This window comes from Streptomyces sp. NPDC054863, assembly GCF_053610825.1.
The window spans coordinates 1-7,286 of record NZ_JBSGZD010000365.1 but is presented as its reverse complement, the minus strand read 5'-3'; the positions used below and the strand labels follow the sequence as shown (position 1 = coordinate 7,286).

Genomic DNA, 7,286 nt, shown 5'->3' with positions numbered 1-7,286 from the left:
CGGAGCCAAGGCCGCCGCCGCAGCCCCGGCGGGGGCCGGGGCCAAGGCCGGAGCCAAGGCCGGAGCCAAGGCCGAGGCCGGGGCCAAGGCCGGGGCCAGGGCCAAGGCCGGGGCCGGAGCCAAGGCCGGGGCCGGAGCCAAGGCCGGGGCCGGAGCCAAGGCCGGGGCCGAGGCCAAGGCCGGGGCCGAGGCCAAGGCCGGGGCCGGAGCCAAGGCCGGGGCCAGGGCCAGGGCCAGGGCCAGGGCCAAGGCCAAGGTCAGGAAGCCGGGGGCGAAGTCGGGCCCGGGGCCACGGGCCGGACATCCGAGGCCAGGGCAAGGGGCCGGATATCCGGGGGGGGGCAGGGCGCCGGAGGGCCGGGGTGGGGGCCGGCCCTCCGTTTCGTCTCAGAGCACCTTCGTCGCTCCCTCGTTCTCCGGCGGGGTGTCCGTGCCGTTGCCCGGGCCGATGCGGATCTCGAAGTCGCCTTCGTACTTCTTGTGGCCTTCGATGACGGCCGCCTCGACCGCTTCGACACCCATTTCGCCCCGGACGATCAGCGGGTCCCTGCGCAGGTCGCGCATCAGGGCCCAGCACATGCCGACCATGACCAGCGCGAAGGGTGCCGCGACGAGGATCGTGAGGTTCTGCAGGCCCTTGAGGGCGTCGTCCTCGCCGTCGCCGATGAGGAGCATGATCGCGGCGACCGCTCCGGTGACGACGCCCCAGAAGACGACGACCAGCTTGGTCGGCTCGAAGGAGCCCTTCTGGGAGAGCGTGCCCATCACGATGGAGGCGGCGTCCGCGCCGGAGACGAAGAAGATGCCGACCAGGATCATGACGAGGACGCTCGTCACCGTCGCGATCGGGAACTCCTTGAGGAGGCCGAAGAGCTGGCCCTCGGGGGTCGACTCGTCCGCCAGCCGGCCCTGGTCCTTCAGCTTCATCGCCGAACCGCCGAAGACGGCGAACCAGATCAGGCTGACCGTGCTGGGGACCAGGATGACGCCGCCGACGAACTGGCGGATCGTACGGCCCCTGCTGATGCGGGCGATGAACATGCCCACGAAGGGCGTCCAGGAGATCCACCACGCCCAGTAGAAGACCGTCCAGCTGCTCAGCCAGGTGGCGACGCCCTCGCCGCCGGTGGCCTCGGTGCGGCCGATGAGCTGCGGGAGGTCACCCAGGTAGGCGCCGATGGAGGTGGGGACGAGGTCCAGGACGAAGATGGTCGGTCCCGCGATGAAGACGAAGACGACCAGGAGCAGTGCCAGCACCATGTTGGTGTTGGAGAGCCACTGGATGCCCTTTTCGACGCCCGAGACCGCGGAGGCCACGAAGGCGACCGTGAGGACGGCGATGATGGAGACGAGCAGGCCGGTGCCCGCCTTCTCCATCCAGCCGAGCTCCTTCATTCCGCTGCCGATCTGGAGCGCGCCCAGGCCCAGCGAGGCCGCCGAGCCGAAGAGCGTCGCGAAGATGGCGAGGATGTCGATGAAGCGGCCGACGCCGCCGTTGGCGTGCTTCTCACCGATGAGCGGGGTGAAGACGGCGCTGATCGTCTGCCTGCGGCGACGACGGAAGGTGCTGTACGCGATGGCCAGGCCGACCACCGCGTAGATCGCCCACGGGTGCAGCGTCCAGTGGAAGAGGGTGGTGGCCATGGCGGTCTGCATGGCATCCGCCGCCTCGGCGGGGTGCGTGCCGGGCGGGGGTGTGGCGAAGTGGCCCAGGGGTTCGCTGACGCCGTAGAACATCAGGCCGATGCCCATGCCCGCGCTGAACATCATCGCGACCCAGGAGACCGTCTTGAATTCGGGCTTCTCGCCCTCCTCGCCGAGGGTGATCTTCCCGTACCGGCTCACCGCGAGCCACAGGGCGAAGACCACGAAGGCGGACGCAGCCAGTATGAACGCCCAGCCACCGTTGTGGACAAGGCCGTCGAGCAGCTTGCCGGAGACGTCCTCCAGGGACTCGGTGGCGAGGGCGCCCCACAGGACGAACGCGAGCGTGAGCGCGGCGGTGACGCCGAACACGATCCGGTCGGTGTGTGGCCTGTGAGTGGTGTGCGGGCTGCCGGGCAGGTCCGCCATGACTGGCGAATCTGCCCGGTCGTCCGACGGCTGGTCGTGGGACACGTGGTCACCTTTCGGGTCGGGAGGATTCCCTGCCGCTACCCGGTATCACAGGTGACGCACGTCACGGTCTGCTAACAGCGCGTGTCGGGTTGGCCACTTGTGAGACGGTATGCGGCCTTTGGGTCGAGCAGGAGAGGGATCAGGCCCCGCTGCGACTGCCGCAAGGGTACGTACGCACCCCCTCGCGCCGGGGTGAACGCAACGCCGTGCAAGGAGAGTTCGTCCCGTACGTCGGTGAGCTGAGCCTTTGTCAGCCGGTAGCCGCAGGGCGGGTCGGCGAGCACTTCGGAGGGCTCGGCGGGATCGTTGTCGGCGCCACCCAGATAGACGGGCCCCCGGTCGGCGAATCCCGCCAGCCGCGCTCCGGTGGTGGCCCTCTCGACGGAGCCGCGCCGCTCCTCCACGTACGCGAGTGCGCCCGAGAGGGAGGCGGTGTGGGAGGCGACCCTGCGGCGCTGGTTGAGGGCCCGGTCCTGCTTCTCGGCCTCGCTCAGCGCGTCGACGCGGCTCTCGATGAGCAGGCCGACGGAGTGCTTGATTCCGGCCGCGTTGCGCAGGATGCGCTCCTGCCCGTCGCCCGCGACCTGCTGGGTGGGTTCACCGGTGACCGGGTCGGTCCAGATGCCGTACGTGCCGGTGCTGAAGCCGGAGGCGTGGGCGGCGGGGCGTACGTGGTCCGCGGAGAGCTTCTTCGACTCGGCGTGGACGTGGGCGTCCGTGTTGAGGTTGCGCGGCCACAGGTCGAAGAGGTCCTTGTCGTAGAAGGGCGGCGTGGCTCCGTACTCGTGGAGGTCGTAGATCAGGTCGGGCTTGCGGTCGCGGATGACGGCCGCCATGGCGCGGCCCTCGGCGGTGGCCAGCGCGATGTGGTCGCGGTTGATGTCGACGCCGTCGGAGTTGCCCCGGGTGTCGGCGGCGCGGCCGTCCGGGTTGGCGGTCGGGACGACGAGCACCGTGGTCCTGCGGAGGAAGTCGCGGGTCCGGTCGTCCTTGGCGTACGCCAGGTCACGGACCTTGCTGAGGCAGGCTTCGCGCCCGGACGGCTCGTTGCCGTGCTGACTGCAGACCAGGAGCACGGTGGAGGCGGTGCGCCTGCGTTCGCCGACGGCGACGAGCTGGACCGGGCGGCCCTGTTTGGTGGTGGCGACCGTGGAGACGGAGACGCGGGAGCTGTCGCGGTCGACGGCTGCCAGGAACTCCTGTTCCTCGGGCTGGGTGGTCCAGCGGGCGCCGTGCGTGGTTTCGAATCCGGTACGGGGCGGGGTGCGGCCGGAGTCCCCCGCCTGGGCGGGAGCGGCCACCAGCGGCACCGCGAGGGCCACCGAACCGAGGAGCGTCCCTAGGACGCGGGTCCTCATCGCTGGGCCCCCGGCATCCGGGAGATGCTCTGCGGCACGGGAACCCCGTCGCGTGCGCCGGGCGACAGCGGCGCTGCCACCGCGTTGCCGGAGGTGGCCCGGGCGAAGGCGCGGTCGCCGCCGACCACGGGCAGCTTCGCCGACGTACCCGCGAGGTCGACGCCGAGGGTGGGGCGGGTGTCGGGGGCTTCGACCAGTCCGGCGTCCGTACCGCCGACGATCAGGGCGAGCCGGTGGCCGGCCGGGACGACGTGGTCGGACGCGGCGAGGTCGATGGTGATCTCGTACTTCTTTCCCGGGGTCAGCGGGCGGGCCCTGCCGTCGCCCTTGTGGTGGGCGAGGCTCGCCCAGCCGCGGCTGAAGACGGTGAAGCCGACGTCGACCGGGTCGGCCTTCGTCTCCTTGAAGCAGGAGCTGTCGCCGGGGGTACTGGGGCCCCAGCAGGTGCGCTCGGGGAGGGTGGTGATGCCCTCGCCGGCCGCTCCGTAGTTGCGGATGGTGTCGGGGCCGAGGTCCACCAGGACGGCGCTCAGGTGGGCGCTGGTGGTGGAGGGGGTGACGGCGAGGGTGACCTTGCCCGAGCCGGAGAGGCGCAGGTCGCGGGAGAGCGGCCCGGTGGCGAAGCCGGCCTTCTCCGGAGTGCCGGTGTCGATCTTCGCGGCCCAGGCGGTCTCGTCGAGCTTCGGGTCGTCGGTGAAGGTCTCCACCGCGCCGGGCTTCGAGGGCTTCAGGCCGAGGGTGCCGACGCCGGGCGAGCCGCCCTTCTGCGGGCGGATCCTGGTGGAGTCGGTGGAGCGCGGCGGCCAGACCTTGTCGGTGGACCACCGGTCGGGGGCGCGCTCGATGTCGGCCATCGGCTCGCGGTCGATGCCGTTGTCGTAGCCGAGGAGTTCGTGGTCGAACCAGCGGTGCAGGGTCTTCACCCACTCGGCCCGCCGGAAGTCGAACGGGTCTACGTGCCCGGTCTGCGACAGCCACACCTTGCGCTCGACGCCCTGATCGGCGAGGGCGTCCCACCACTTGCCGAAGTGGTTCATGCGCACGTTGAGGTCCTGCATGCCGTGCACGGCGAAGACGCTGGCCCGCACCTTGCTCGCGTCCGGCACGAAGTCGCGGTCGTCCCACATGTCGGTGCGGTTGCCGTTGAGCGGGGCGCCGTCGGCGAGGTACTTCTTCATCGGCTTGCAGCGGGCGGCGGCCTCCTTGCTCTCGACGTACCCGGCGAGGTCCTCGGGTCCGCCGTCGTAGAGGTCGGCGCCCTGCTGGAAGTAGTAGTCGTACCAGGAGGAGATCGCGCCGATCGGCACGATCGTCTTGAGGCCCTTGACTCCGGTGGCGGCGGTGCCGTTGGCCACCGTGCCGTCCCAGCTCTTGCCGATCATGCCGGTGCTGCCGTTGGACCAGCCCGCCCGGGTGCGCTCGGTGCCCGTGCGGGTGGTGTAGCCGGTGCCGCGGCCGTTCAGCCAGTCGATGACGGCCTTGGCGGAGGCGACCTCGGAACGGCCGCCGATGTCGACGCAGCCGTCGGAGCGGTTGGTACCGGTGAAGTCGACGGCGACGTAGCCGTAGCCGCGCGGCACGAAGTAGTTGTCGTAGAAGAGCGGGAACTGGACCGGGTTGCCCCGGTCGTCGTAGGTCTTCTTCTGGCTCTCGTTGCCGCGTCCGCAGCAGGAGTAGTACGGGCTGGCGTCCATGATCACCGGGATGCGGCGGCCCGAGCGGTCGAGTTCGCGGGGGCGGACGATGTCGACGGCGACGCGGTCCGTCCTGCCGTCCTTGTCGCCGTCCACCCGGGTGTCGACCCAGACGGACTCACGGATGGCCTTGTCGTACGCGTAGACGGGCTTGCTCTCGCGGACGCGGTCGGCCGTCGGGTCCGGATCCGCCGTCGCACCCGACGGGGTGAGCAGCACGGCCGTCATCGCGGCCACGGTCATGGGGACGAGCGTTCTCCATATCGGGCGCCTGGCCCGCGCAGCTATCGGCATGGGCGGACGGTAACGCGGTCAACTCCTGTGCAAAAGAGGGCAGGAGGGAGCCCGCCGCGGTGCGGGAAGTCAAATGGGATACGGGGTCACATGTCGGCCGTATGGCGATCGTGTGACAGCAGCGACCATGGACATGACTGGTGGCCGAGGGGCTGAATAGAGTGCCAACAGATCGTTCCACCTGACCACTTGGAGCACTCGTGCACCGCAGAATCATCGCCCCGGGCGTGCTCGTCGCGGCCACCCTGCTGCTGGCGATCCCGGCATCGGCCGCCTCGTTCTCCCCGGGCGCGCCGGGCATCGGCGACCCCTACTACCCGGCCAGCGGCAACGGCGGCTACGACGTTTCCCATTACGACCTTCGTCTGAAGTACCAGCCGAAGACCGACCTGTTGGAGGGCACGGCCACCCTCGTCGCCACCGCGACGCAGGATCTGTCGCGCTTCAACCTGGACCTGGGTCTCGCGGTCAGCGAGGTGCGGGTGAACGGCAAGAAGGCGAAGTTCGTCAAGGAGGGCGAGCAGGAGCTCGTCGTCACTCCGGTCACGCCGCTGCAGAAGGGCAAGGCGGCCTCGGTCGTCGTCAAGTACGCCGGCAAGCCCTCCGAGGTGAAGATCGGCGGCTACACCGCCTGGGCCCGCACCCCGGACGGCGGCGTCGCCGCGCAGGAGCCGGACTCGGCCGCCTGGTGGTTCCCGAGCAACGACCACCCGCTCGACAAGGCCACGTACGACGTGTCGGTGTCGGTGCCGGACGGGCACCAGGCGATCTCCAACGGCGTGCTGCAGTCGCAGAGTTCGAAGCTCGGCTGGACCCGCTTCGCCTGGCGCTCCAACAAGCCGCAGGCCTCCTACCTGGCCACGCTCGCCGTCGGCAAGTTCGACATCACCACCGACAAGACCGAGTCGGGGCTGCCGGTCCTCAACGCGTACAGCAAGGACCTCGGCGACAACGACGGTGCGGCCCGCGCGAGCATCGAGCGTTCGGCGGAGGTCGTCGAGTGGCTGGAGGGCGTCTTCGGTCCTTACCCGTTCAACGCGATCGGCGGTTACGTCCCGAACGTGACCAGTGGTTTCGCGCTGGAGACGCAGACCCGCCCGTTCTACAGCCCCAGGCAGTTCGCCAACGGCGCCAACGTCTCGGTCGTCGTGCACGAACTGGCCCACCAGTGGTACGGCGACAGCGTCTCCGTGCACCACTGGAAGGACATCTGGGTCAACGAGGGCTTCGCCCGCTACAGCCAGTGGCTGTGGTCGGAGAAGGAGGGCGAGGGCACGGCGCAGGAGCTGGCCGACTACACCTATGCCTCCCGCCCGGCCTCGGACCCGTTCTGGCAGGTCAAGCCCGGTGACCCGGGTGCGGACAAGCAGTTCGACATCGCCGTCTACGACCGGGGCGCACTGGCCATCCAGGCGCTGCGCAACGAGATCGGCGACGACGCCTTCTTCCAGATCCTCAAGGGCTGGCCGAAGCAGTACGCGTACGGCAACGCCAAGGTCTCCGACTTCGTGAAGTACGCGGAGAAGATCTCGAAGAAGCCCCTCGCGGAGCTCTTCGACACCTGGCTGTACCAGCCCGAGAAGCCCGCGGCCCCGGCCGCCGCCGAGTCGAGGATCGCCCGGTCGTACTCCGCCGCGGGCACGCAGTCGAAGCCCGTGCAGCCGAAGTCGTGGAAGAAGATCGCCGCGACGAACACGGTCCACGACCACTGAGCGAGGGCCTCTCACGGGGCCGCCGAGCGGCGCTCACCGCCGCCGGGGGACGCTCACCGCGCCGTCGTCCGCCGACCTCTGCTCCACCGGTCGGCGGGCGGCGGCGCGGT

General features: G+C 70.3%; 4 protein-coding genes. 1 reads left to right on the top strand and 3 read right to left on the bottom strand.

Translation table 11 applies throughout. The features are described from left to right. Window positions 1-387: 387 nt before the first annotated feature. The 3 genes from ACWGIG_RS35250 to ACWGIG_RS35240 form a co-directional block, all read right to left on the bottom strand. Window positions 388-2,073 (bottom strand): BCCT family transporter, encoded by a 1,686-nt coding sequence (locus ACWGIG_RS35250; protein WP_453325781.1) that lies wholly within the window; start codon window positions 2,071-2,073, stop codon window positions 388-390. A gap of 116 nt (window positions 2,074-2,189) precedes the next feature. Continuing rightward, window positions 2,190-3,476 carry a M14 family metallopeptidase gene (locus tag ACWGIG_RS35245; RefSeq protein ID WP_453325780.1) on the bottom strand — a complete coding sequence of 429 codons (1,287 nt, stop codon included), beginning with the start codon at window positions 3,474-3,476 and terminating at the stop codon, window positions 2,190-2,192. Beyond that, window positions 3,473-5,464, bottom strand: coding sequence for a Xaa-Pro dipeptidyl-peptidase (locus tag ACWGIG_RS35240; protein WP_453325779.1), 1,992 nt, complete (start codon window positions 5,462-5,464; stop codon window positions 3,473-3,475). The genes ACWGIG_RS35245 and ACWGIG_RS35240 overlap by 4 nt, the downstream gene beginning before the upstream one ends. 200 nt (window positions 5,465-5,664) lie before the next feature. Here ACWGIG_RS35240 and ACWGIG_RS35235 point away from each other — a divergent pair, with 200 nt between their 5' ends. After that, entirely contained in the window at window positions 5,665-7,176 is a 1,512-nt protein-coding gene (locus tag ACWGIG_RS35235) for a M1 family metallopeptidase (protein ID WP_453325778.1), read from the top strand. Window positions 7,177-7,286 lie beyond the last annotated feature (110 nt).

What these genes read in the sequence shown, in the direction of transcription:
- ACWGIG_RS35250 (WP_453325781.1), bottom strand. Translation starts at nt 2,073, where the DNA reads ATGGCGGACCTGCCCGGCAGCCCGCACACCACTCACAGGCCACACACC.
- ACWGIG_RS35245 (WP_453325780.1), bottom strand. Translation starts at nt 3,476, where the DNA reads ATGAGGACCCGCGTCCTAGGGACGCTCCTCGGTTCGGTGGCCCTCGCG.
- ACWGIG_RS35240 (WP_453325779.1), bottom strand. Translation starts at nt 5,464, where the DNA reads ATGCCGATAGCTGCGCGGGCCAGGCGCCCGATATGGAGAACGCTCGTC.